Annotated in this window: 20 protein-coding genes and 2 riboswitches; of the genes, 11 read left to right on the plus strand and 9 right to left on the minus strand. The window is 73.9% G+C overall.

Translation table 11 applies throughout. The features are described 5' to 3' along the window. Positions 1-352: 352 nt before the first annotated feature. From AC3A5R_RS20070 to AC3A5R_RS20085, 4 genes are read right to left on the minus strand one after another with little or no spacing between them, the layout of a single operon-like run. On the minus strand, positions 353-1,096 hold the full coding sequence (locus AC3A5R_RS20070) for a glycosyltransferase (protein ID WP_487622545.1): 744 nt from the start codon (positions 1,094-1,096) through the stop codon (positions 353-355). 14 nt (positions 1,097-1,110) lie between these two features. Further along, entirely contained in the window at positions 1,111-1,998 is an 888-nt protein-coding gene (locus AC3A5R_RS20075; RefSeq protein ID WP_487622546.1) for a DUF5926 family protein, read from the minus strand. A gap of 33 nt (positions 1,999-2,031) precedes the next feature. Then, a complete protein-coding gene (locus AC3A5R_RS20080; protein WP_487622547.1) occupies positions 2,032-3,504 on the minus strand; it encodes an LLM class flavin-dependent oxidoreductase in 1,473 nt (490 codons plus the stop codon). Positions 3,505-3,517: 13 nt separating this feature from the next. Next, a complete protein-coding gene (locus AC3A5R_RS20085) occupies positions 3,518-3,952 on the minus strand; it encodes an ATP-binding protein (RefSeq protein WP_487622548.1) in 435 nt (144 codons plus the stop codon). A gap of 412 nt (positions 3,953-4,364) precedes the next feature. Between AC3A5R_RS20085 and AC3A5R_RS20090 the strand changes: the two genes are divergently transcribed. The 5 genes from AC3A5R_RS20090 to AC3A5R_RS20110 all read left to right on the plus strand — a co-directional run bounded on the left by AC3A5R_RS20090 (position 4,365) and on the right by AC3A5R_RS20110 (position 10,561). Continuing rightward, positions 4,365-5,054 (plus strand): PadR family transcriptional regulator, encoded by a 690-nt coding sequence (locus tag AC3A5R_RS20090; RefSeq protein ID WP_487622549.1) that lies wholly within the window; start codon positions 4,365-4,367, stop codon positions 5,052-5,054. 41 nt (positions 5,055-5,095) lie between these two features. Further along, positions 5,096-6,661: a cobyric acid synthase gene (locus AC3A5R_RS20095; protein ID WP_487622550.1), complete on the plus strand. Its 1,566-nt coding sequence runs from the start codon at positions 5,096-5,098 to the stop codon at positions 6,659-6,661. Then, positions 6,658-8,025, plus strand: coding sequence for a precorrin-6A synthase (deacetylating) (cobF, locus tag AC3A5R_RS20100; protein ID WP_487622551.1), 1,368 nt, complete (start codon positions 6,658-6,660; stop codon positions 8,023-8,025). Before AC3A5R_RS20095 ends, cobF begins: the two co-directional genes overlap by 4 nt. Positions 8,026-8,126: 101 nt before the next feature. Next, positions 8,127-8,579, plus strand: a complete 453-nt coding sequence (locus AC3A5R_RS20105) for a DUF2510 domain-containing protein (RefSeq protein ID WP_487622552.1) — start codon at positions 8,127-8,129, stop codon at positions 8,577-8,579. Positions 8,580-8,677: 98 nt separating this feature from the next. Next, positions 8,678-10,561, plus strand: coding sequence for a transthyretin-like family protein (locus tag AC3A5R_RS20110; protein ID WP_487622553.1), 1,884 nt, complete (start codon positions 8,678-8,680; stop codon positions 10,559-10,561). Positions 10,562-10,607: 46 nt separating this feature from the next. Here the strand turns inward: AC3A5R_RS20110 and cobN are convergent, their stop codons facing one another. Next, a complete protein-coding gene (cobN, locus tag AC3A5R_RS20115) occupies positions 10,608-14,279 on the minus strand; it encodes a cobaltochelatase subunit CobN (RefSeq protein WP_487622554.1) in 3,672 nt (1,223 codons plus the stop codon). Between the two features lie 59 nt (positions 14,280-14,338). Further along, a riboswitch (cobalamin riboswitch) is annotated at positions 14,339-14,416 on the minus strand. Positions 14,417-14,540: 124 nt separating this feature from the next. Between cobN and AC3A5R_RS20120 the strand changes: the two genes are divergently transcribed. From AC3A5R_RS20120 to AC3A5R_RS20135, 4 genes are all read left to right on the plus strand, one after another. Then, positions 14,541-15,311 carry a GNAT family N-acetyltransferase gene (locus AC3A5R_RS20120; RefSeq protein WP_487622555.1) on the plus strand — a complete coding sequence of 257 codons (771 nt, stop codon included), beginning with the start codon at positions 14,541-14,543 and terminating at the stop codon, positions 15,309-15,311. Positions 15,312-15,374: 63 nt separating this feature from the next. Further along, a complete protein-coding gene (locus AC3A5R_RS20125; RefSeq protein WP_487622556.1) occupies positions 15,375-16,526 on the plus strand; it encodes a precorrin-3B synthase in 1,152 nt (383 codons plus the stop codon). Then, on the plus strand, positions 16,523-17,179 hold the full coding sequence (locus AC3A5R_RS20130; protein WP_487622557.1) for a precorrin-8X methylmutase: 657 nt from the start codon (positions 16,523-16,525) through the stop codon (positions 17,177-17,179). The genes AC3A5R_RS20125 and AC3A5R_RS20130 overlap by 4 nt, the downstream gene beginning before the upstream one ends. Then, a complete protein-coding gene (locus tag AC3A5R_RS20135; protein WP_487622558.1) occupies positions 17,176-18,714 on the plus strand; it encodes a precorrin-2 C(20)-methyltransferase in 1,539 nt (512 codons plus the stop codon). Before AC3A5R_RS20130 ends, AC3A5R_RS20135 begins: the two co-directional genes overlap by 4 nt. 24 nt (positions 18,715-18,738) lie before the next feature. Here the strand turns inward: AC3A5R_RS20135 and AC3A5R_RS20140 are convergent, their stop codons facing one another. Beyond that, the gene (locus AC3A5R_RS20140) at positions 18,739-19,299 is read right to left on the minus strand and encodes an NYN domain-containing protein (protein ID WP_076261227.1); all 561 of its coding nucleotides are present in this window, start codon (positions 19,297-19,299) and stop codon (positions 18,739-18,741) included. An 86-nt stretch (positions 19,300-19,385) separates the two neighbouring features. On the opposite strand from AC3A5R_RS20140, the gene AC3A5R_RS20145 reads away from it, so the two are divergent. Next, complete coding sequence (locus AC3A5R_RS20145) at positions 19,386-20,048, plus strand: DUF4241 domain-containing protein (protein ID WP_487622559.1); 663 nt, start codon at positions 19,386-19,388, stop codon at positions 20,046-20,048. Beyond that, complete coding sequence (locus AC3A5R_RS20150) at positions 20,035-20,646, plus strand: GNAT family N-acetyltransferase (RefSeq protein ID WP_487622560.1); 612 nt, start codon at positions 20,035-20,037, stop codon at positions 20,644-20,646. Before AC3A5R_RS20145 ends, AC3A5R_RS20150 begins: the two co-directional genes overlap by 14 nt. Positions 20,647-20,662: 16 nt before the next feature. Here AC3A5R_RS20150 and AC3A5R_RS20155 read toward each other — a convergent pair whose 3' ends face one another. From AC3A5R_RS20155 to AC3A5R_RS20165, 3 genes are read right to left on the minus strand one after another with little or no spacing between them, the layout of a single operon-like run. Further along, a complete protein-coding gene (locus tag AC3A5R_RS20155; protein WP_487622561.1) occupies positions 20,663-21,076 on the minus strand; it encodes a hypothetical protein in 414 nt (137 codons plus the stop codon). Continuing rightward, positions 21,073-21,843 carry a CbtA family protein gene (locus AC3A5R_RS20160; RefSeq protein ID WP_487622562.1) on the minus strand — a complete coding sequence of 257 codons (771 nt, stop codon included), beginning with the start codon at positions 21,841-21,843 and terminating at the stop codon, positions 21,073-21,075. The genes AC3A5R_RS20155 and AC3A5R_RS20160 overlap by 4 nt, the downstream gene beginning before the upstream one ends. Before the next feature lie 7 nt (positions 21,844-21,850). Then, positions 21,851-22,048 carry a CbtB domain-containing protein gene (locus AC3A5R_RS20165; protein WP_487622563.1) on the minus strand — a complete coding sequence of 66 codons (198 nt, stop codon included), beginning with the start codon at positions 22,046-22,048 and terminating at the stop codon, positions 21,851-21,853. Positions 22,049-22,077: 29 nt separating this feature from the next. Next, positions 22,078-22,263, minus strand: a riboswitch (cobalamin riboswitch). Positions 22,264-22,285 lie beyond the last annotated feature (22 nt).

Below are 22,285 nucleotides of genomic sequence, written 5' to 3' on the forward strand. Positions count from 1 at the left end.
CGTTTCGCTCGTCAGTCCAGGCGCGACGCGCGCCGAACCCTGCCCCTCGGCATTGCTCCGCGCGGCGGGCCAGAGCCGGTGGTCGAAGCCGCGGCGCCACCGTGGCTCGCCTGGTGGAGCAACGCAGAGGATGCGCGCTGTTCTGCTCCGCGTGGTGAGCCAGACGCGCGAGCGGCGCAGAGTGTGGTCTGCTCCGCGCGGTGAGCAGAGGGTCTGGTGTGCCGGCGGTGCGCCTGCCCGGCTGCTGGCTCGCCAGGTGGAGCAATGCTGAGGGTGCGGACGGACGCCCCCGCCTGCGTGGACCAGAGCCGGCGCATCGGTCAGCCGGCCCGTTGGTCAGCCGGCCCGTCGGTCAGTCGGTGCCGAGGCGACGGCGGAGGCGACGGACGCCGATCGCGAGGGCGACGTCGCGGTACTGCGCGGCCCGGTGCACCTGCGAGCGCCAGTCGTGGCCGGTGACGCGGTGGTAGAGCTCGCACGGCACCTCGACGACGGTGAGGCCGGCGTCGATGACGTCGATCGTCATGCCGACCTCGACGCCCCAGCCGCGTGCGAACGGGGTGGCAGCCGCCACCGCCGCCGGTGACAGGCAGCGCATCCCGGACAGCGGCTGCTCCGGCGCCCAGCCGGTCAGCTCCTCGATACCGCGGCGTGCGAGCCCGACGACGAGCCCGTGCCCGCCGCCGGACTGCTGCTGCTCGGGCAAGGTCGCGATGGTGAGGTCGGCCTCGCCGCGCGCGACGGGCCCGACGAGGGCTCCGACGGCCTGCGCGGACGCCTCGAGGTCGGCGTCGACGAAGAGCACCGATGCCTCGGTGTCGACGCGTCCGACGCGACGCAGCCCGGCGAGACGGCCCAGGCCGCTCATCATGGCGTCGGCCTTGCCGTGGTTGCGCACGAGCTTGACCACCTCGGCGCCCGCCTGGCTCGCGAGGACGGCCGTGCGGTCCTTCGACCCGTCGTCGACGACGATGACCGACACGACGCCGGGGATGGTGCGCACGCCGCGGATCGTCTCGACGATCCGGGCCGCCTCGTCGCGTGCCGGGATGACGACGACGACGGGCGGCTCGCCCGTGGGCCGCTGCGGGGTCACCGTCGGGGAGCCGCTCAGCGGAGGGTCACCTGACGGTTCGTCAGGCCGGCCTTGGCACCGCGCTCCTCGGCGGTGAGCGGCTCGGTGGAGGCGGCCGCGGCGTCGATGCGCTCCTTCATCGCCGTGACGGCGTCCTCGAACGAGGCGGGCTCGGCCGACGGGTCGACCTCCCACACCGGGATGAGCAGGCCGCTCGAGCGGAAGCAGCCGAGCAGCCGGCCCTCGCCGCCGAGGAGGCTGTCGCCGGACGCATGGAGGCGGGCCAGGGCCGTGGTCGCGGCGTCCTCGTCGAAGGGCAGCACCCAGCGGACGTAGGTGCGCCCGCCGATGCGGCACCAGTAGCAGGACGTGGCCGAGGAGAGCTTGACGGTCGGGATGGCCGACTCGTTGGCGCGCTGGAGCGACTCCTGGCCGTCGGCGTCGAGCTCGGCGTCGGCGACCCAGAAGTCGAAGCCGTCGTGCAGGTCGACCTCGAACGGCGCGTCGAGGTCGAGGAGGTCCTGCAGGCGGGTGGTGTCGACGGACGAGACGGGGAGGGTCTGCACCGGCGTGCCCGCGTCGGCCTCGACGGCCAGGGCGATGGCCTGGGCGATGTCGCGGCTCGTGTCGCCGCTGGCGTTGCCGGACTGGATGCCGACGAGCACCTCGCCGTTCTCACGGTGCAGGCCCGGCCACGCGAGCGGCAGCACCGTGGCGATGGTGACCTGCTCGGGCGCGCCCTCGGGAGCCTTGCCCTTGGCGAACCGCACGGTGGCCGTGGCCGCCGGGACGATCTCGCGCATCGCGACCCACTCGGTCTCGCCGGGCAGGCCCTCGAAGGGTCGTGCGACGAAGGGGGCCGGTGCGGGACGAGTGGAGCGGTCGGCGCGGGCGCCGCGCGGACGACGAGAAGCCTTACCCATGCGCGCCACCTTAGTGGCCGCACGCGCGTGGCCTCACGCCAGAGCGGTCGCGAGGGGTGCGAGGGCGGCCACGTCGTCGGGCCCGCGGAGGTCGAGCGGGGCGAGGAAGACGGTTGTGACGCCGGAGCCGGCGAGCCGGGCCAGACGCTCACGGTGGGCCCGCGGGGTGCCTGCGTGGTGCCGCTCGGCGAAGGTTGCCCCCGGGGTGCGGCCGCGGTGGCGTTCGACGGCCGACCACGCGGCGTCGCGGTCGGCGCCGACGACGGGCACGTCGAGGACGGTGGCGAGGGCGGCGTCGCGGTCACGACCGGAGGACTCGACGAGGTCGAGGTAGCGGGCGATCTTCGCGAGGCCTGCCGCGTCGGAGGGCACGTTGCACCCGTCGGCAAGGCGAGCGGCGACGCGCAGCGTGCGGTCGCCGCCCCCACCCACGACGACGGGGAGGTCGCCGACGGGCCGCGGGTAGAGGGTCGTCTCGGGCAGCGAGACGCGGCGTCCGGCATACGGTTTCGTGCCCGGCGCCCAGAGCGCGCGCACCGTCTCGAGTCCGGCCTCGAGCAGGTCGACGCGCTCCTTCGGTGGCGGGAACGGCAGGCCGTACGCGGCGTGCTCGCGCTCCCACCACCCGGCCCCGACGCCGAGGAACGCGCGGCCGCCGGTCAGGGCATCGAGCGTCGCAGCCGCCTTGGCGATGACGCCCGCAGGCCGGAAGGTGACCGGCGAGACCAGCGTGCCGAGGTGCAGGCGCGTCGTCGACGCGGCGAGCGCCCCGAGCGTCACCCACGGCTCGGGGATCGGGTCCCAGGCCCGCCCGACCTGCGGGATCTGGATCAGGTGGTCCATGAGCGCCAGGCCGGCGAACCCGGCCTCCTCGGCGGCGGTCGCGACGCCGGGCAGCCAGTCGAGCAGGTCGGTGTCGGCCGGGAACCGCGACACCTGCAGCACGACGCCGCCCCGCAGACCCGAGCCTCCGTCACCGACCGCGGGCTCCTGCGCCGCCTCGTCGAGGATGGCCTGGCACACCTCGGTGTCCGGTGCGACGACGTGGACGGCGTCCCAGCCCTCGGCGTCGAGGGCGTCGCGGACCGACGCCATGGCGGCGAGCTGGGCGGTGAGGACGCGTGCCGGCACGGCGCGCTCGCGGGCGCGGTTGCGGTCGCGGCAGAGCGCAGCCGGCGTGTCGAGGACGACGGCCACGGCGGGCAGCCCGGCGGCGCGGGCCGCCGCGAGCCAGCGGGTGCGGCGGGACGCGTCGGTGCCGAGGGTGTCGACGACGGTCGTGAGCCGGCGCCGCAGGCGGGCGTCGACGATCGTCTCGAGCACGGCCAAGGCGTCGGCCGACGCGTCGAGGTCGTGCTCGCCGCTGCCGACGACGGCGCGCAACCCATCCGACGAGACGACCTCGGCTGCCCGGTAGCGCGCGAGCGCCCACGTCGACTTTCCCGCACCGGAGGCCCCGACGAGGACGACGAGGGCGGGGTCGGGCAGGGCCGCCGTCGGCGTCATGCCGACGCGTCGCTCAGTGCGAGCGGCGGCGGGAGGGCCCGCCGAGGGAGGCCCAGACCGTGCGGCCGTTGGGGTCGTCGATGACACCCCACTCGTGGGCCAGGGAGCGCACGATGCGCAGGCCTCGGCCGCCGGGACCCCACGTCGTCGGCGGCGCGGGCCGCGGGACGGTCGGGCCGCCGCCGTCGGAGACCTCGACCTCGACGACGTTGTTCTTGACCTTCCAGTGGATCCGGATGGCGCCGTCGGTCAGGGGCCGCGCGTGGCGCACGGCGTTGGCGACGAGCTCGCTGACGACGATCTCGGCCTCGTCGACGACCTCGGGGGTCACCTGGCGCGCGACGAGGTCGGCGACGATCTCACGCCGGATCCGCGGGGCTGCGGACGGGGCCCACTGCAGGCGGAGCGTGCGCTTCTCGCCGATGGGCATCGCGGCACCGTCCCCCATCGCGGGCCTCCTCGTGATCGGCGCGGGCCTGCCGGCCGTCATCGTCCTACCGTCTGCCGCACCGTTCCTCTGGTTGGTCGCCACGTACAGCCTCCTCACGGCGAAGAAGTCACTCCGCCACCGTCGAACCGTAACCAAACCTGCTGCATACCTCAACGAACCATGAGAAATCTCCGACGTCGAGCCGGTGACGATTCGGGGCCTCCCGGCGACGTCCGACGTGTGTCGACGGGTGTCTCGGGAGGTCTACGCGTGGCCCTAGACGTGCAGAGACGCGGCGAGAAGCGCTGATACATGGACGGGCGAACTTCCTTTCGGCAACCCTCGGGAACATCTCTTCCCTTGCGACCGTTCGCGATATATCGTCAACGTATCGCGACTGTTCGTGAGTCGCGACAGGAAGGAGAGTCCGATGCACGGACACCGACACACCCGACGCGAGTCCGGCTGGGACCAGGGCTGGGGCGGCTGGGGACCCGGACCCGGCGGCCGAGGCCCGTGGGGACCGCCCGGAGGCCACGGCCGCGGACGCCCCGGCCCGCCACCGTGGGTCGCCGACCTCGTCCGCCACTTCGGCGGACCCGGCTTCGGCCCCGAGTTCGGCGGCCGCCGCGGCCCCCGCGCCCGACGCGGCGACGTGCGCGCCGCCATCCTCGACGTCCTCGCGGGCGACGAGATGAACGGCTACCAGCTGATCCAGCAGATCTCCGAGCGCAGCGGCGGCGCGTGGAAGCCGAGCCCCGGCTCGGTCTACCCCACCGTCCAGCAGCTCGAGGACGAGGGCCTCGTCGAGGGCCGCGACGTCGAGGGCCGGCGGCTGCTGCGCCTCACCGACGCCGGGCGCGCCTACGTCGAGGAGAACGCCGAGGAGATGGCTGCCACGTGGCGCGCCTTCGAGGAGCCGGGCGAGGAGGGGCCCGAGTTCGGCCCGCGCGACCAGCGCTCCGGCACCGAGCTCATGCCGATCGTCGGCCAGGTCATGGGCGCCATGTGGCAGATCGTCACGACGGGCACCTCGCAGCAGCGGGCCGAGGCCGCGGAGATCCTCACCGAGACCCGCCGCAAGCTCTACCAGCTGCTCGCCGACGGCGACCCGGAGTAACCAGCCGAGGGGCCACGGCGCCAGTCCGGCAGGATGGCGTCGTGACCCCTCCCCTTGCCCCGGACGCGACCAGAGACGCGGGCCCGTCGGGCCTGCTCGTCGCCGGCACGTCGTCGGACGCCGGCAAGTCGGTGCTCGTCGCAGGGCTGTGCCGGGTGCTGGCGCGGCGTGGGCTGCGGGTGGCGCCGTTCAAGGCCCAGAACATGTCGAACAACTCGATGGTGTGCGCCGACGGCGGCGAGATCGGTCGCGCCCAGTACCTCCAGGCGCTGGCCGCCGGCCTCGTGCCGACGACGGCGATGAACCCGGTGCTGCTCAAGCCGGGCACGGACCGCCGGGCCTTCGTCGTCGTGCGCGGCGAGCCGGCCGGGACGCTGGAGGCCGGGCAGTACGCGACCGGGCGGGCGCACCTGCGCGAGGCCGCGTTCGCCGCGTACCGCGAGCTCGCCGACGCCTATGACGTCGTCGTGTGCGAGGGCGCGGGCTCCCCCGCCGAGGTCAACCTCCGCTCCGGTGACTACGTCAACATGGGGCTGGCCCGTGAGTTCGGCCTGCCGGTCGTCGTCGTCGGCGACATCGACCGCGGCGGCATCCTCGCGGCGCTCTACGGCACGTGGGCCCTGCTGGACGACGCCGACCGCGAGCTGCTGAAGTCCTTCGTCATCAACAAGTTCCGCGGCGACGTGTCGGTGCTCGGGCCCGGGCTCGAGGAGATCACGCGGCGCACCGGGGTGCCGTTCCACGGCGTCGTGCCGTGGCTGCTCGACGTGTGGCTCGACAGCGAGGACACCCTCGAGGTCGGGCACTGGCGCGCCTCCACGGCCCTGTCCGCGACGGCCCGCGACCGGCTCAAGGTGGCCGTCGTGCGGCTGCCCCGCATCTCCAACGCCACCGACGTGGACGCCCTCGCAGCCGAGCCGGGCGTCGACGTCCTCGTCACCGTCGATCCAGCCGTCGTCGACGCCGCCGACCTCGTCATCCTGCCCGGGTCCCGTTCCACCGCAAGCGATCTCGCCTGGCTCCGCGAGCGCGGCCTCACCGACGTGGTGCTGCGACGGGCCGCGGGCGGCCGCCCGGTGCTCGGCATCTGCGGCGGCTACCAGATGCTCGCCCACGAGATCGAGGACGACGTCGAGGGTCGTGTCGGCACCGTCCCGGGGCTCGGGCTGCTGCCGACGCGCGTCGCCTTCGGCGAGGCGAAGGTCCTGGCGCGGCCGACCGGTTCGTGGGCGGGTCACCTCGTCGACGGCGCCTACGAGATCCACCACGGCATCGCCTCGCGCCTGCCCGACGACCACCCCTACCCCGGCGCCGAGCCCGAGCCGTTCCTCGACGGCTGGAGGGCGGCCAGCGTGTGGGGCACCATGTGGCACGGCGCCTTCGAGAGCGACGCGTTCCGGCGAGCCTGGCTCAGCGGCGTCGCCCGCGCGGCCGGCTCGGAGTGGGAGCCCGAGGCGGCCGCACCCGGTTTCGCGCAGCGGCGCGAGCGGATGCTCGACACCCTTGCCGACGCCCTGGAAGAGCACGTCGACGTCGACGCCCTGCTCGCCCTGACCCGCGTCGGCGCCGGGCGCGCAGACCAAACCGAACGCGAGGAGGTCTCGTGATCAACCGGATCCGCATCATCGGCATCGGCATGGGCAGCCCCGGCCAGGTGACGGGCGACGCCGCTGAGGCCATCGCTTCGGTCGATGTCTTCCTCGTCGCCGACAAGGGCGAGCGTGCCGCCGACCTCGTCGCGGCCCGACAGGCCGTCGTCGACGCCTTCGTGCCCGACCGGTCGTCCTACCGGTTCGTCGAGGTGCCCGACCCGAGTCGCGGGCCCGACGCCGAGCGCGACGTCGCCGACTACGACCGCGGCGTGCGCGACTGGCACGCGGCACGCGTCGACGCCTACGCGTCGGTCGTCGAGGGGCTGGGCGACGACGTCGAGACCGTCGGCTTCCTCGTGTGGGGCGACCCCGCGTTCTACGACTCGACGATCCGCGTCGTCGACGCCCTCGTCGCCCGCTGGGCCAAGGAGGGGATCAGCGTCGAGCACGACGTGCTGCCCGGCGTCAGCGCCCCGCAGCTGCTCGCGGCGCGCCACCGGATCCCCTTGAACCGCATCGGTGCTCCCGTCCACATCACCACCGGCCGGCGCCTCGTCGACGAGTACGACGCGTCGCTCGGCGACGTCGTCGTCATGCTCGACGGCGGCCTCGCCTGCACGGGCCTCGTGGACCTCGCCCCCGATCTCGAGCTCTTCTGGGGCGCCTACCTCGGCACGCCCGACGAGCTGCTCGTTCGCGGGCGCCTCGCCGACGTGATCGACGAGGTGCGGCGGGTACGCGCCGAGGCCCGCGAGCGCCACGGCTGGGTCATGGACACCTACCTGCTGCGCGCGCCGGAGGGCACGCCGACGCCGACGCATGCCGGACCCGCGTTCCCGGCCTTCCCCGACCTGGTGTCGCTGTCCGACGGCGAGCTGACGTTGCGTCCGATGACGGCGGCCGACTGGCCGGTGGTCCTCGGCGAGCACAACAACGACGAGCAGCTGAAGTGGGGCTTCACGAGCGACCGGCTGACCGAGGCCGACGCCCGACGCAGCGCGGCCCAGGCGCCGCGCGACTGGCGGCGGGGACGGGGCGCCCGGTTCGTCATGGTCGACGCCGCCACGGGCGAGGGCGCCGGGCTCATCGGCGTGCTCTCGCTCGGACCTCCCGGGGTCGCGCTCATCGGCTACGGCGTGCTGCCGGAGTTCCGGGGCCGCGGGTACACGACCCGCGCGCTCGTGCTCGTGACGGAGTGGGTCTTCGCCCAGACGGGGATCGCCCGTCTCGAGCTCGGCCACAAGGTCGGCAACGTCGCCTCCGGCCGTGCGGCCGAGAAGGCGGGGTTCACCCGCGAGGGCCTGCACGCGGCGCGCCTCGTCAACCCCGACGGCACCCGTTCCGACGAGTACTACTGGGCCAAGGTCCGTCCGAGCTGATCCGGGCTGGCCGGTTCCGCCGAGCCGTTCCCGCGAAACGCCGAGGTCGGCTCTCGTGGCGACTTACTCTCGTGCCCTTGGCGAAGCGCGAGGAGTCACGCATGAACGAGCGACCTGCGGCGCCTGCGGGGTGGTACCCGGCGGGCGAGGGTGAGCGGTACTGGGACGGTAAGGCCTGGACCCCGCACACGCGCCCGGCGATGGCACCCCCGGTGCCGACAGACTCCTACGGACTCCCTCACCGAGGCTCGGGGCCGACGCAGTGGGTCGCGCCCGGCACGCCCGTCTACTTCACCCAGGTCGCACCGAAGAACCCGGCGCTGTCCCTGCTCGCGTCGTTCTTCCTCCCGGGGCTCGGCAGCATGATCAACGGCGACGTCGGCAAGGGCGTCGGCATCCTCATCGGCTACTTCGTCAGCTGGCTGTTCGTCATCGTCCTCGTCGGGTTCGTCGGGTTCGTCGGTGTCTTCGGCTTCTGGGTCTGGGTCTGGGGCATGGTCGACGGCTACCAGGGCGCCCGCCGGTGGAACGCCCGGCACGGGATCTACAGCTAGCGCCCGACTCGTCACGTATCAGGCCGCTTCGTCCAGATCTCTGACCTGCCGAGGGCCGCGTCACGGGGACGGGGCCACCGGGCTTGGGGACGAGAGAGATGGACCACCACGAGATCCGGGGCACCGTGTTCGGCGCCCTGTGTGACGGCGACTGCCGCGAACCACTCACGGGCGCAGCGGTGCTCGTGTACGCGGCTAAGGGCGAGCACGTCCCGGAGGCGGCGGCTGCCGCGCCGAAGGACACCTACCGCATCGTCGGTCCCGACGATGCCCGCGCCGACGCACCCCTCGGCACCGGGACCGTCGGCGCGAACGGCGCCTACACCGTCGCGTTCGACCGCGAGGGCTACGACAGCGGCCCGGTCGAGGTGCACGTCCGCCTCGACACGGTGGCCCGTCCCAAGGCCGGCCGGCACGACCCCGTGCAGGTCGCAGTGACGACCGTCCAGCCGCAGTGGCGGCAGACCGAGAAGGGCCTCGTGGCCGAGTGGTCGCACGTGGTGCCGCACCGGTTCTGGTGCCACATCCTGTCGCTCTTCGGGGTCTGGACGATCTGCGGCCGGCTCACGACGTGCGACGGCGGCGTCGCGGTGCCCGGCGCGACCGTGTCGGCCTTCGACGCCGACTGGCTCCAGGACGACCCGCTCGGCACCGCGACGACCGACGGCACCGGTCACTTCCTCATCAGCTACGTCGCGGCCGACTTCAAGCGGACGCCGTGGTCGCCGTGGCTGAACGTCGAGCTCGTCGGCGGCCCGGACGTGTACTTCACCGCGACGCTCGGCTCGACGCCGATCCTCACCGAGACCCAGTCCGACGGCCGACGCCGCGGGCGCCAGAACATCGGCCCGTGCTTCTGCGTCAGCCTCTGCACCGACCAGGTGCACGGCGGCGGGCCCGAGAGCGAGCCGCACTGGCAGCAGGTCGAGGTCTTCGACATCCACCCGGCCCCCGGCAGCGTCGGCGCGGCCTTCACGACCGACGGCGACACCGCGTCGGGGCACTACTTCTTCGGCGGATCCGTGACGCTCCACGGCAACTGCCCGCTGCGCCACCCGGTGTCGGGCACCTCGCTGCAGTACCGGTTCCTCTGGGGCGAGTGGACCTGGCCCGGCCCGGAGGACGCGTCGGTCCTCCCGAGCGTCGCCCCGGCGTCGATGCAGCCGATGACCTCCCAGCTGGGCGGGGTCCACGTCGGCTACGTGTTCTACGACGACGGCACCGGCACGACGACCTCGCACCCGGTCGTCCTCACCGCGGCCGACGCCGACCCGGACGGCTGGCTCACCCTCGACGGTCACGCGGTCACCGTGCCGCTGGCCAACCCGCCCGGCGGCTCGACCGTCGTCACGGTCAGCCCGTCGACCTTCCTGCGCACCTTCGACCTCGCCGTCGTCAACACCGCGGCCATCACGTCGCTGCACCCGCCGAAGCTCGCGTCACCCCTGACCAAGGCCGATGCCGGCCGCGACCTGACGCCCGCCGAGCGCGAACCGGTGCGCCGGTACGCCCTGGCCTTCGAGGTGCGTGTGGGCGGCGGCACCCCCGGGCCCGTCCTGTGGTCAAACCACCTGGCCGCCGTCGTCTTCGACAACTCACCGGTGCAGGTCGCCCTCGACCTCGAGGAGCTGCATGCCAACGCGTGCAACCCGCTCTCGAGCGTCAGCACGATCCACCTGCTCGCGACGGTCGACCACCCGATGCTGCGCGACGACGCGGTGACGATCTCGAGCAACGCCGGCACGGTCCATTCGAGCGCGTCGCCGGGCGCCAAGGCCACGCCGGCCGGGTCCTACACACCCGGCATGGCGATGCCGTGGTTCCGCGGCCACCACACCGGCCCGCACAACGGCACGAGCACCGGTGGCCAGCCCGTCGACGTCAGCGCCGACCCGGCCTGCGCCTACGCCGTCAACCTCTCGTGGTCGACGCGTCGGTGGAACGAGACGGGCCACTCGACGCAGGTGCTCTACTGCCACTGACGCCGGACGCATCGACGCCGAAAGCGTTTACGCCCCGAGGGCGACCTCACGCCTCGAGGTCGCCCTCGACGTCGAGGTACACCTGCTGGAGGTCTGCGAGCAGCTGCGCGTCGGGCGACTGCCACAGGCCGCGGTCGGCGGCCTCGTGGAGCCGCTCGACCATGCCGTGCAGCGCCCACGGGTTCGCGTGCCTGAGGAAGTCCTGGTTCTCCTTGTCGAGCACGTAGGTCTGCGCGAGCTGCTCGTACATCCAGTCGGTGACGACGCCGGCCGTCGCGTCGAAGCCGAAGAGGTAGTCGACGGTGGCGGCCAGCTCGAAGGCGCCCTTGTACCCGTGCCGGCGCATCGCCGCGATCCACCGCGGGTTGACGACCCGGGCCCGGAACACGCGCGCCGTCTCCTCGGTGAGGCTGCGGGTGCGGACGGCGTCGGGCGTCGTGGAGTCGCCGACGTAGGCGCACGGGGCCCGACCGGTCAGCGCACGCACGGTGGCGACCATGCCGCCGTGGTACTGGAAGTAGTCGTCGCTGTCGGCGATGTCGTGCTCACGGGTGTCGACGTTCTTGGCGGCCACGTCCATGCGCCGGTACGAGCGCTCCATGTCGCCGCGCGCGGGGGCGCCGTCGAGGTCACGGCCGTAGGCGAACCCGCCCCACGTCGCGTACACCTCGGCGAGGTCGGCGTCGGTGCGCCAGCTGCCCGACTCGATGAGCGGCAGGATGCCGGCGCCGTACGAGCCCGGTTTGCTGCCGAAGATGCGGGTCGTGGCGCGACGCTCGTCGCCGTGCTCGGCGAGGTCGGCCGACGCGTGGGCGCGGACGTAGTTGTCGGCGTCGGTCTCCTCGAGGCCTGCGACGAGACGCACGGCGTCGTCGAGCATCGCGATGACGTGCGGGAACGCGTCGCGGAAGAACCCGGAGATGCGGACGGTGACGTCGATGCGGGGACGGCCGAGGTCAGCGAGCGGGATCGGGTCGAGACCGACGACGCGTCGCGACATCTCGTCCCACCGCGGCCGGACGCCGAGCAGCGCGAGGACCTCGGCGACGTCGTCGCCCGACGTGCGCATCGCCGACGTGCCCCACACCGACAGGCCGACCGAGCGCGGCCACTCGCCGGTGTCGGCGCGGTGCCGCTCGAGGAGGGCGTCGGCGAGGGCCTGGCCGGTGTCCCACGCGAGGCGGCTCGGGATGGCCTTGGGGTCGACGGAGTAGAAGTTGCGGCCGGTCGGCAGCACGTTGACGAGGCCGCGCAGCGGCGAGCCCGACGGCCCGGCGGGCGTGTAGCCGCCGTCGAGGGCGTGGAGCACGGCGTCGATCTCGCCGCGCGTCGCGAGCAGGCGCGGCACGACCTCGTGGCACGCGAACTCGAGCGACCGGCGGACCCCGTCGAGGTCGAGACCTTCCGGAGCGTCGTGGCCGGACGCGTCGAGTACCGACGCGACGACTGCGGGCACCGCGTCGATGGCCCAGCCGGCGGCGGCGAGCGCGTGGACGAGGGCGGAGGCCTGCGCCTCGACCCGGTCGACGGACCGGCGCTCGGACTCCCCCTCGATCAGCCCGAGCGCCGTCCGCAGACCGGGAACCGCCCCGGTGGCCCCGGCGAACACCTGGTTCGCCCGCAGGATCGCGAGGGTGAGGTCGGCCAGGCCCGCCCCCGCGGGGGCCTGGCCGAGAACGTGGAGGCCGTCGCGGATCTGGACGTCCTTGACCTCGCAGAGCCAACCGTCGACGTGCATGACGAACTCGTCGAAGGCGTCGTCCTCGGGCCGGTCGGTGAGCCCGAGGTCGTGGTGCATCTCGGCGGCCTTGATGAGCGACCAGATCTCGGCGCGCAGGGCCGGCGCCTTGGCCGGGTCCATGACCGAGACGTTGCCGTACTCGTCGAGCAGCTGCTCGAGCCGGGCGATGTCGCCGTAGCTCTCGGCGCGGGCCATCGGCGGCACGAGGTGGTCGACGATCGTGGCGTGCGCGCGGCGCTTGGCCTGGGCGCCCTCGCCGGGGTCGTTGACGAGGAACGGGTAGACGAGCGGGACCGAGCCGATCGTCGCGTCCGGCCCGCACGCTGCCGAGAGGGCGAGGTTCTTGCCCGGCAGCCACTCGAGGTTGCCGTGCTTGCCCATGTGCACGATGGCGTGGGCGCCGAACTCCCTTGCGAGCCAGCCGTACACGGCGAGGTAATGGTGCGTGGGCGGGAGGTCGGGGTCGTGGTAGATCGCGATGGGGTTCTCGCCGAACCCGCGCGGCGGCTGAACGATGACGACGAGGTTGCCGGCGCGGAGGCTCGCGGCGACGAGCTCGCCCTCGGCGTCGGTGTGCCGGTCGACGAAGACCTCGCCCGGTGCGTCGCCCCAGTGCTCGGTGACGGCGTCGCGCAGCCCGGCCGGCAGCTCGGCGAACCACTCGCGGTAGCGGGCGGCGGGGATGCGCACCGGCTGGCCGCTCAGCTGCTCCTGGGTGAGCCAGTCCTCGTCCTGGCCGCCGGCGGCGATGAGCGCGTGGATGAGGGCGTTGCCCGCGGTGGTGTCGGGCTCCTCGCCGTCGACGGGGTCGAGCGGGCCGGTGCCGGGGATCTCGCCGGGCGCGCCGAGGTCGTACCCGGCCTCGCGCATGGCCTGCAGCAGCCGGATGACCGAGACGGGCGTGTCGAGGCCGACGGCGTTGCCGAGCCGGGAGTGCTTGCTCGGGTAGGCCGACAGGACGACGGCGACGCGCCGCTCGGCCGGCGGTACGTGGCGGAGGCGGGCGTGGTTGACGACGAGGGCCGCGAGCCTGGCGCACCGCTCGAGGTCGGGCACGTACTGCGGGAGGCCGTCGGCGTCGGTCTCCTTGAAGGAGAAGACGCCCCCGATGATCCGGCCGTCGAACTCGGGCACCGCAACCTGGGTCGCGACGTCGAGCGGGCTCATGCCGTCGTCGGAGGCCTCCCAGTCGGCGCGGCTCCACGTCAGGCACAGGCCCTGCACGATGGGCACGTCGAGGGCGGCGAGGGCCTGCACGTCCCAGGCGTCGTCGTCCTCGCCCGCGCTCGCGGTGGCCGGACGCGTGCCGCCCGCGGCGAGGACCGTCGTGACGAGCGCGTCGTACTCGCGCAGGTGCTCGAGCAGGTCGCCGGGCGCGTCGCGCAGCGACGACACGAACAGCGGGACGCCGACGCCGCCCGCCGCGTCGACCGCGTCGGCGAGGGCGTGGACGTAGGCGGTGTTCTCGGCGGCGTGCTGGGCCCGGTAGAAGAGGATCCCGACGCGGGGGCTGGGCGTCGCGGCGTCGGGGCGGGGGGCGGGGGCCGGCCGGTCCAGGACGCCCCACGTCGGCAGCGTCCGCGGCGGCTCGAACGCCTCGCCGCTGAGCAGGATCGTGTCGCCGAGGAAGGCGTGCAGCTCGCGGAGGTTGTCGGCGCCGCCCTCGGCGAGGTACCGGTGCGCGTCGGCGACGATGCCCGGCGCGACGGTCGAGCACTCCATGAGCGCGGCGTTCGGCGTCTGCTCGCCGCCGAGGACGACGAGCGGCACGCCGGTGGCGGCGACCCGGCGGAAGCCGTCGCAGAGATCCTGCGGGCCGCCGAGGATGCGGGCGACGACGACGTCGGCGCCCTCGATGGCCTCGGCCATCGACGTGTGGCCGGGCCGGGCCGGGTTCGCCACGACGTAGTCGGCCCCGCTGCCGCGGGCGCAGAGCAGGTCGGTGTCAGACGTCGAGAGCAGCGCGATGCGCGTCACTGGAACTCCTCGGCGGGGTGTCCACGCCCCGCGGTCGAAAGGAAACGAAGCGCTGCCGGCAGTTCCTGACTCACCCTCCGCTTCGCAGTGGCGGGCTCACAGTGGCGGGACCGTCCCGGACTCTCACCGGGTTCCTGGTCGACGACGCTGGGGCCACCCTAGCCGCAGCGTCCCCGTCGCGCGCAGGACGCCCGCGGTGTGCGCTCGGGGGGCAGGGCCGTTCGCCTGCGGGACGCCTCGGAGCGGGTCTAGCGTGCGAGCGTGACCGATCCTCGCGTGGCCGCGGTCGAGGACAACCTCGTCTCCCTGTTCGAGCTGATGACGGCGAGCGGAGTCGTGACGCGCCTGCCCGACGACGACGTCGTCGCCTACACCTCCGACGTGGCGTTCCCGCTGTTCAACGCGATCTGCGGGGCGCGCTTCGCAAGAGGCGCGGAGGCGACGCGGGCGGCTGCGCTCGTCGACGGCTACCTGGCCCGCGGACTGCCCTTCCTGTGGTGGGCGACGCCGTCGCACCTGACGCCTGAGATCGATGCGGCGATCCGGTCTCGCGGCATCGAGCCCGAGTCGGAGCCGGGGATGCACGTGCCGCTGGACGGCGCGGTCGACCCGGGCACGGTGGCGGGTCTGACCGTCGAGGACGAAGGCGTCACCGCCGACCTCATCGGGGTCATGGTCGAGGGGTTCGGGTTTCCCGACCTCGTCACCGAGCCGCTGACCCGGGGGCTGGCCTCGCTGCCCACGGACGCCGCCTTCCACGTCGTCGCCCGCCTCGACGGCGAGCCCGTCGGGGCCGGTTCGGGCTTCCTCACCGGCCGCACGCTGGGCATCTACAACGTCGCGACGCTCGGGCCGGCCCGGCGGCGCGGCGTCGGGTACGCCGTGACCGCGACCCTGATGAACCTCGGCCGGGAGCGCGGCTGCAGCGAGGCGGTGCTCATGGCTTCGACGATGGGCCGGCCCACGTACGAGCGGCTCGGCTTCGTCGAGGTGTGCCAGACGCCGCAGTACATGTGGGCCCCGGCGCCGTGACACTGGCCGCGCGCGCCGAACGGCGGGCTTGCCCTCGTGCCGGCCGGGCCTACGATGTGCCGCGTGACCGCCCCGGGGACCCGAGACCGACCGGCAGCCGACGCCTGCCCGGGCGTCTCGCGACCCTTCGCGGCGGCCGACGGTGCCATCGTCAGGGTACGTCCGGGTGGCCGTCCCGTCCCCGTCGATGCCCTCGCAAGCCTACTCGACATCGTTGCGGCACAAGCGGATCCGACGCTGCAGCTGACGTCGCGCGCTGCCCTGCAGCTGCGCGGGCTGCCCGCCCCGGTGCCCGCGGACGTCCGCCGCGCGATCTCGGCAACCGGCCTCGTCCCTTCGGAGCCCCATGAGCTGGTCCGCAACGTCGTCGCCTCGCCGCTGAGCGGCCTCGACGACGCCGGCTGGTGCGACGTGCGCCCGGTGGTCCGAGCCCTCGACGCCGCCGTCTGCGCCGACCCGGCACTCGCTGGCCTGCCCGGACGCTTCCTGTTCGTCCTCGACGACGGCCGGGGTGACGTCGTCCGTGAGTCGTTCGACGTCGGGCTGCTCGCCCTCGACATGCGTCGCGCGGCCGTCCTCGTCGGCTCGCCCGACCGGGGGTTCGTCGTGGACCTCGACGACGCGGCGGCCGCGATGGTCGGGGTGGCGCACCGGTTCCTCGACGCGCGTGCCGCGGCGGCGCCGGGGGCCTGGCACGTCCGCGAGATCGTCGACCACCTCGGGGCGTCGGCGATCGACCTCCCACTCCCCTCGGAGCCGGGGCGCCCCGTCGGGGCCGTCGGCGACCACGCCGTGGCCGCGGTGCCGCTCGGGCTCCTGACGCGTCGGCACGTGGACGCGCTGTCCCGGCTGGCGGACGAGGTCGTCGTGACCCCCTGGCGGTCCCTCGTCGTGCCGGGCGCGGCGACCATGCTGGGCCGTCTCGGGGAGGCGGGCCTCGTCGTCGAGGCGGGGTCGCCGTGGCTGCGGCTGCACGCGTGCACCGGCGCCCCGGGCTGCGCGCGCAGCGACGTCGACACCCGCGGCTTCGCCCGGGCGCTCGCCTCGATCGTTCCGCCGGGAGCCCTCCCGGTCCACGTCAGCGGCTGCGAACGACGTTGCGGCACACCGCAGTCCGGCTACGTCGACGTCCTTGCACCGCGCTCGCTCGCGCATGCGGTCGCCACCGTCACCGGCGCGACATCTCCCTCTCCCCACCCCTCGGAGGACCGATGACCCCCCTGGTCCGCCCCACGCGGCGGTACGCGTACGTCGACGACGGGCAGGAGATCTACCGTCGGTCCTTCGCGACGATCCGCTCCGAGGCCCGGCTCGACCACCTGCCCGAGGACGCCCGTGTCGTCGCCGTGCGAATGGTCCACGCGAGCGGCGACGTCGACCTCACCGAGCACATCTCCGTGCACGCCGACCTCGTCCGCTCCGCCCGGGCGGCGCTGCGCGCAGGGGCACCCATCCTCACCGACGCACACATGATCGCCTCCGGCATCACCCGCGCCCGCCTGCCGCACGACAACGAGGTCGTCTGCACGCTCCGCGACGAACGGGTCCCGGCGCTCGCGCGCGCGTGGGGCACGACACGGTCGGCCGCGGCCGTCTCCCTGTGGGGCGACCGGCTCGAGGGTGCGGTCGTGGCGATCGGCAACGCGCCCACCGCCCTGTTCCACCTCCTCGAGGTCGTCGCCGACGGTGGCCCTCGCCCGGCTGCGGTCGTGGGCATCCCGGTCGGGTTCATCGGCTCGGCCGAGTCGAAGGTGGCCCTGTCCGAGAACCCTTTCGGCATCCCGTGGCTCGTCGTGCACGGCCGGCGCGGTGGATCCGCGCTGGCTGCGTCGGCCGTCAACGCCCTGGCCCGGGAGGAGGAGCTGTGACCGGCCGGCTCCGCGGCGTCGGCGTCGGCCCGGGCGACCCCGAGCTCGTCACCGTCAAGGCGTCGCGGCTCATCGGCGAGGCCGACGTCGTGGCCTACCACAGCGGCCCGCGCGGCGACTCGATCGCGCGACGCATCGCGGCGCCGTACGTCCGCGACGGCGTCGTCGAGGAGCTGCTCGTCTACCCGGTGACGACGGGCTCCACCGACCACCCGCTCGGCTACCACGGCCTCATGGCCGACTTCTACGACGCATCGGCGGATCGCCTTGCGGCTCATCTGGACTCGGGCCGCGACGTCGTCGTGCTCGCCGAGGGCGACCCGCTCTTCTACGGCACGTACATGTACCTGCACGACCGGCTCGCAGACCGGTACGACACCGCGGTCGTGCCGGGTGTGACGTCGGTCAGCGGGTCGGCAGCCGCCGTCGCCACCGGCCTGTGCCGCCACGAGGACGTCCTGACCATCCTGCCCGGGACCCTGCCGGTGCCCGAGCTCGCCCGACGGCTCGCGGACACCGAGGCCGCGGTCGTCATGAAGCTGGGCCGCACGTTCGAGAACGTGCGCGAAGCGCTGCGCCAAGCCGGCCGTCTCGACGAGGCGCGGTACGTCGAGCGGGCGAGCAGCGACGCCGAGCGTGTGCTGCCCGTGGCCGATGTCGACGCGTCGACCGTGCCCTACATGTCGATGGTCGTCGTGCCGGGGCGCGACCTTCGCGCCGACGCTGCCGGTCGCGCCGCATCATCGATGGCGAAACCCTCTGCGGAGCAGAGCATCTCGGCCGGGCAACCGGCCGGTGAAGCGCTCGGTGAGGTGGTCGTCGTGGGCCTCGGACCCGGCCCCGAGCGGTGGCTCACGCCCGAGGCGTCGGCCGAGCTGGCCGGCGTCGCCCACGTCGTCGGGTACGCGCCGTACGTCGCGCGAGTGCCGCAGCGCGAGGGCCTGACGCGGCACGCGTCGGGCAACACCATCGAGGTCGACCGCGCCCGGGACGCGCTCGAACTGGCCCGCAAGGGCGAGCGGGTCGCCGTCGTGTCGGGCGGCGACGCGGGCGTGTTCGGCATGGCGTCGGCCGTCTTCGAGGCCGCCGAGACCCACGGCTACGGCGACGTCCCGGTCCGTGTCGTCCCCGGCGTCACCGCCGCACAGGCCGTCGCCGCCCGGGCCGGGGCGCCGCTCGGCGGGGACTTCGCCGTCATCTCGCTGTCCGACCGGCTCAAGCCGTGGGACGTCGTCGCCACGCGCCTGCGCGCCGCCGCCGAGGCCGACCTCGCCGTCGCGCTCTACAACCCGGCCTCGCGCAGCCGTACGCAGCAGGTGGCCGCAGCCCGGGAGCTGCTGCTGGAGGTCCGCGGGCCCGACCAGGTGGTCGTCGTGGGGCGCGACGTCGGCCGGGCCGAGGAGTCGCTGACCGTCACGACGCTCGCCGAGCTCGACCCGGCGTCGATCGACATGAAGTGCCTCGTCATGGTCGGTGCGACGCGCACCCGGGTCACGCCGTCCGGCCAGGTGTGGACGCCCCGCTTCGTCGACTGACGAGCGGGGCGAACCGCCCGCGGCTCAGAGGAACTGGGTCGGGTCGAACTCGTCGATCGGGATGATCCGGACCCGCGGCAGGTGGGTGTTGAAGGCCAGCACGTCGTACTCGAGGTCGAAGAGCTGGAGCCCACGGTCGGTCAGCGCGTCGAAGCCCTTGTTGCGGAACTCGGTGAAGCCGACGACGCCGGCACGTCGGCCGTCGAGGACGTCGCCGAGCTGCTCGAGGAAGTCACCGTCGTTGCTGACGAGGACGACGTCGGACTCGCGGCTGCGCAGCTCGACGAGGGTGCGCTGGATGGCGATGTCGACGACCTTCTGGCCCGGCGCACCGGACAGCGGCACGGGCCGGTACCCGATGGCGAGCAGGGCCTGCACGAACGCCATCGGCAGCTCGGTGTTGGCCGCGAGGAAGAAGAGGCCCTGCGCGGGCTGGCCCCACTCCTCCTCGGCGAACTGGAGCAGCCGCTCCCACCGCGGCCGCTCCTCGGGGCGCGGACGCCGTCCGAGGATCGAGGTGCCGAGCGTGGCGTCGATGTTCTCGCCGTCGACGAGCACGTACGTGGTGCGGGAGGCGTCCGTCATGGCCTCACCCTATGGCTCGGGACGTGTGCCGGTCGCCCGCCACGGCAAGCCCCGCACCGTCGGCCGCTACCCCTAGTCTCGGCGCCATGACGCCGCCGACCACGTTCCTGCCGCTGACCTCCGGACGCGTGGAGGGCACGCGCTATGCCCACCAGGTCCACGACCTGGGCACCGTGCGGGTGCCGAGTGGCCGCCTCGAGGCCAGCGACCCCTTCGTCACGCTCGGCGAAGGGCTCGTGGTCGCAGTGCCGCCGGGAGACCACCTCGTCCGCGTCACGGTCGCCGACGTCAGCGACGAGCAGGACGGGACGCACCTGCGTGAGGCCTACCTCAGCGTCGTCCTCGCCGACGGCGTCGCCGTCCGCAGCGAGACGCTGACACCCGAGGGACGGGAGCCTGCACCCGACGGCGAGTTCTACGGCGTCGGTGTCGACGCCGGCACCGTCGGCTTCGCCGACGCCGAGGCCATCGCGCGCTGCATGCCCGACGGCAACTGGTACGAGATGGTGTTCGACAACGGCCGCCCGGACGCCTGGTTCAACCGCATGGACGACGCGTCCCACCTCCGGGGTGGCTGCGCCAACATCGTCATGCCCGCGGCGGCAGCCGGGGAGAACGTCGTCCTGTGCCACTCCGGCTGGGGCGACGGGTTCTACCCCGTCGTCGGCACCTACGACGCGGACGGCCGCCTCCTCGGCGTCCACCTCGACCTGCTCGTCGACGAGGCGCCGGGCGATGACCAGGACTGACGCGGTGCCGGCACCCGGCACGTCCTCGCCGATCGTCCTTCGCTCCACCGATCCTCGAGTGCCGACGCTGCTCGCGGAGGGCTGGTCGGTGAGTGCGCGGTCGTGGGCCGCCGAGATCGACCTCACGGCGATCGACCACGCCACGCTCCGCGCCGTGGCCGAACGCATCGAGCAGCCACTGACCGTGCGCGAGCTCGGACCGGCCGACACCGACGCCGTGCTGGCCCTCGACGAGGCCGCCCTCGGGGACTACCCCGGCGACGTCGCCACGGCTCGCCGCCCGCTCGTCACCGAGACCGCCACGCCGACGCCGGACCGGCGGGCGTTCGGCGCCCTCCATCCCGACGACGGCCTGGTGGGGATGACCTGGGTCGACGTCGACGGCTCTCGCGCCGAGGTCGACGTCACGGTCGTCGCAGCGGCCTGGCGGGGCCGAGGCGTCGCCACCGCGATGAAGGCAACTTCGCTGCTGGCACTCGCCGGCGACGGCGTCGCGTCCGTGCGCACCGGCGGCTCGGACGACAACGTCGCGATCCTCGCCGCCAACGCGACCCTCGGGTTCGTCGTCGACGAGCGCTGGCTGACGCTGCGCCGCTGACCGTCGACGGCCGGGATCACGCGCCCGAGCCGACCGCCTCCGCCACCTCGACCGGGGCGTAGGTGACGGAGAGGGCGTTCGGCGAGAACAGTGACGCCGCGAGCTCGGCGGGCGGCGGCACGACACCCGGTCCGCCACGGCGCACCCACAGCGCCACGGCGTCGACCGTCGCGTCGTCGAGCACCCGGCGCAGCCAGGCCGGTCGTCCTCCCTGGCTGCGCCCGATCGGTGACGGCGTCACGACGACGACGTTCGACTCGTCGCAGGCGAGCAGGCACGCGCTGCGCAGCACGCGGGCGCGGCCCCGGGTGCCGGCCTCGAGCCGGGCGAGGAGCCCGTCGTGGTTGACGCCCGGGTGCTTGGCCTCGGTACCGCAGCAGCAGTCCCGGCAGGCCCGCACGATGCACAGCCGCTCGCCGGTGCGGTTCACGCGGCAACCGGCTCGCGCCGCTGAGCACGCTCCATGAGCAGGCCGAACGACACCCCGAGCGCGAGCCACATCGTCGCGAGCTGGGCCAGCGACGCGAGGCGGAACTCCCAGAGCAGGTCGGCCGGCACGTCCGCCGGCACGACGTCGGGCGTACCCGGCACGACGGCGAAGACGAGCCCCACACCGACGACGACCGCGAGCACGTCGAGGGCCCAGCGCGTCGGGGCCTCGACGCGTCCCGCGAGCGCGCGGTCGAGCGTCGGCACCGCGAGTGCGAGCGCCACCCCGAGCAGGAGGACGAGGACGTAGAGCGTCGTCCGCTGCCCGACGGTGTCGGGGTCCCCCACCGCCGGCGGGTTGGCCGGCATCTTCAGCCCGGGAAGGAGGCTGACGGCGGCGAACCCGACCGCGGTGAGCACGAGCGCGCGACCGAGGTCGCCGCGCCCGGGGAGGCGGTCGCGCATCCGCGCGAAGACGACCGCGAACACGACGCCGACGGCGAGGCCGACGAGGACCGCGGTGACGCCACCCGCGACGACCTGCGCCGTGCGCGACACGAGCGGCTCGTCACCGCCGTGCGCGAGCAGCGCGGCGGGCAGCCCGAGCCCGGACTGCCCTCCGCCGTGGGCGTGCTCGCCTCGTGCGTCCTCGATCGCGAGGGCACGACGGATGACCGGTTCGACGACGAGCCAGATGACGGCGGCGGACGCCACCCCGGCGAGCACGCCGGAGAGGGCCCCGCGCCGCAGCACGGAGCCGAAGCTCACCCCCACCTCAGTGGCAGGGGACGCCGAGGGCGTGGCGCGCGTCGTGCGTCAGCTCGTGGAGCATCTGTGCGGCAGGCGTGCTGAGCAGCGCGCCGTTCTCCTGCGCGAGGAAGTACAGCGCGAAGACGGCGAACGCGAGCAGCGCCCACGCCCAGACGGGAACGTGGACGCGGGTGGTGGGGGTTGCGACAGCGGCAGTGGCCATGGTGGATGGACCCTTTCTTCCATGCCTCGTGGACAGATCACGCCGCAGCCGGTCTCCTGGCTTCCAGATCGACGCTCCTCCCCGGCCTTCCCGACGACCCGGCGCGAACCTGCGGTCGTCAGTGGCGGTGGTGGGGACTTGCTCCCTGGTCACAGTGGCGAGGACCACGTCGGAATCACACCGACTTCCCGTGCACTGCGGCAGTCGCATCCTGACACACGACGCGTCACGACGCCA

This window comes from Intrasporangium sp. Soil_C_50 (genome assembly GCF_057656595.1).